The sequence below is a fragment of the Dietzia sp. DQ11-44 genome, assembly GCF_014145205.1.
In the GTDB taxonomy this organism is placed as follows: Bacteria; Actinomycetota; Actinomycetes; order Mycobacteriales; family Mycobacteriaceae; genus Dietzia; species Dietzia natronolimnaea.
In genome coordinates, this window is sequence record NZ_JAALEC010000244.1 from 1 (window position 1) to 2,674 (window position 2,674).

The window sequence follows — 2,674 nt, forward strand, 5'->3', positions numbered from 1 at the left end:
GGTCCCCGCCCAGCTGCAGTGTCTCGCGCAGCCACACCAGGTGCCGGTGCCGGTCCAGGACGTCGTCGACGCAGTCCAGGGCCCGGTTGGGGGGCAGTGTCCCCGAACGCAGCATCTGGGTCAGCCCGATGAGCTGGAACGCGGCCGCGCCACCCTTGGCGTGCCCGGTGAGCGACTTCTGCGAGACGACGAACAACGGGTTGCCGTCGGAGCGACCGATCGCCGCCCCGAGCCGCTCGTGCAGGTCCGACTCGTTGGGGTCGTTGGCCTTGGTCGAGGTGTCGTGCTTGCTCACCACGGCCAGGTCGTCCGCGGTCAGGCCGAGCTCTGCGAGACCCCGGGCCAGCGGCGACCGCTTTCCACCACGGCCCGCGCCGAGCGCGCCGAGCCCCGGAGCGGGGATCGAGGTGTGCGCACCGTCGGCGTACGACCCCGCCCAGGCCACCACCCCGTGGACCGGCAGCCCCATGCGGGCCGCGACGTCGCCACGGGCCAGCAGGATGGTGCCGCCGCCCTGCGACTCGACGAACCCGCCGCGTCGCCGGTCATTCGCCCGGCTGTAGTGGCGCTCGTCGATCCCCTTGGCGGCCATCGCCGCGGAGTCGGCGGTGGCGGACATGTCGGCGAAGCCCTGGATGCCCTCGGTGGACAGGTCGTCGAACCCGCCGGCCACCACGAACTCGGCCTTACCGGCGCGGATCTTGTCGAAACCCTCCTCGACGCTCACCGCGGTGGTGGCACAGGCCGCCACCGGGTGGACCATCGAGCCGTAGCCGCCGACGTAGGACTGCATGACGTGGGCGGCCACCACGTTGGGCAGCGCCTCCTGCAGCGTGTCGTTGGCGCGGCTGCGGCCCAGGATCCCGTCGATGTAGAGCGAGCGCATGCTCGTCATGCCGCCCATGCCGGTGCCCTGCGTGTTGGCGACATCGGCCGGGTGCACGTGGGCCAGCAGCTCCGCCGGGGTGAAGCCCGAGGAGATGAAGGCGTCCACGGTGGCCACCAGGTTCCACGCCGCCACCCGGTCGATACCGGAGACCATGTCGGCGGGGATTCCCCATGCGGTCGGGTCGAAGCCGGTGGGGATCTGGCCACCCACGATGCGGGTGAGCGTGGTGCGGCGGGGGACGCGGATCTCGGTGCCCGCCTTGCGGGTGACCGTCCACTCGCCGTCCTCGCTGCGGGTGACGACGGTGTTCTCCGGATCGTCCTCCTGGTACGCGCGGGCCTGGCCCTCGTCGTCCACGACGAAGGACAGGTCCTCCGGCAGGAACACCGAGGTCAGCTGCGGCGAGGCGCCCGCGAACATCTCCGCGCGCGAATCGTCGGCGTAGGTACGCACGCCCACCCGGGCGAGCACCTCGTCGTGGAAACGCTCGGCGATGTCCGCCTCGTCGATCGGGTCACCGGACCCGGTGACGGTCCAGCCGGCGCGCGGCGAGTCCTCCCAGGTGATGAGCCCGGTCGACCAGGCCAGCTCGACCACGCCGGCGGCGCTGAGGTCGCCGGTGGTCTCCACCTCGAAGCGGGTGCGGGCGCTGCCGTAGGGCCCGACCTCGCCGGAGCCCACGATCACGACCATGTCCTCGAGGTCCTGGGTGACCTGGCCCCACTCGGGGCGCTCGTCGGCGGTGACGGTCTGCAGCGACGGCAGGGCCGCGAGGGTCCCGTCGGCGTCCTCGGTCGAGGCCTCGGTCACCGGGGCCGGACGGTCCGCGGCGAGCGCGGCCATGTCCAGGTCGGCGGTGCCGAGACCCCCGGTGAGGTCGACGGTGAGGGGCGCCTCGCCGGCGGACCGACGGACGTCCGGGGTGCACGAGTCCAGCAGCTCGGCGGCGATCCCCGCGGTGGACCAGGTGGACACGCCCGCGGCCTCCACGGCGTCGACGAGCGGATCGTTGTGGCCCATCAGCCCGGTGCCCCGGACCCAGCCGATGATCGCGTGGACGAACGTCACGCGCTCGGACCAGGACTTCTCCGAGCCCCACTTGGCGATCATGGCGTCGAGCGCGGCCTTGGCCTCGCCGTAGGCGCCGTCGCCACCGAAGATCCCGCGGTTGGGCGAGCCCGGCAGCACCACGTGCAGACGGGAGTCGACGTCGGTGTCGGCGCCGATCGCGCCGAGCCCGGCGACGAGCTTCTCCACGCCCCACAACAGGACGCGCATCTCGGTCTCGGCCCGCGGGCCGGCGTCGGCCATCGAACCCTGGACACGCGGGGCGGCGAACGGGAAGAGCAGCGTCGGCGTGAGCGGCGCCTTGAGGACGGTGGTCTGGCCACCGGCCGACTCGGCGTGCTCGGATCCGACCCACTCGACCAGCGCGTCGACGTCCGAGTACGACGTGAGGTTGGCCGGCAGCACCCACAGCGCCGCGCCACCGCGGGCGTGGGAGCGGTAGAGGTCCTTGAAGAAGGCCAGCTTGGACTGGTCCAGGTTCGAGGTGGTGGCCACCACGGTGGCCCCTCCCGCCAGGAGCTTTCCGGTGACGGCGGCGGCGATGGAGCCCTTGCCGGCACCGGTGACGACGGCGACGTCGCCCGCGTACTGGCCGACGAACTCCTCGGAGGCCGCCTCCGCGATCTCCCGGTAGGTGACCGCGAGGGCGTCCCGCCGGGCTCCGGCGGCCCGCTCGGCCCACCAGCGGGCCTGCTCGGCCACGATGTCGCCGGCACC

The 2,674-nt window shown here is 73.0% G+C and carries 1 protein-coding gene; it reads right to left on the bottom strand.

Annotated elements, in window-relative coordinates:
- A partial coding sequence (locus G6018_RS07025; protein WP_277817760.1) for a beta-ketoacyl synthase N-terminal-like domain-containing protein occupies positions 1-2,674 on the bottom strand: 2,674 nt, incomplete at both ends.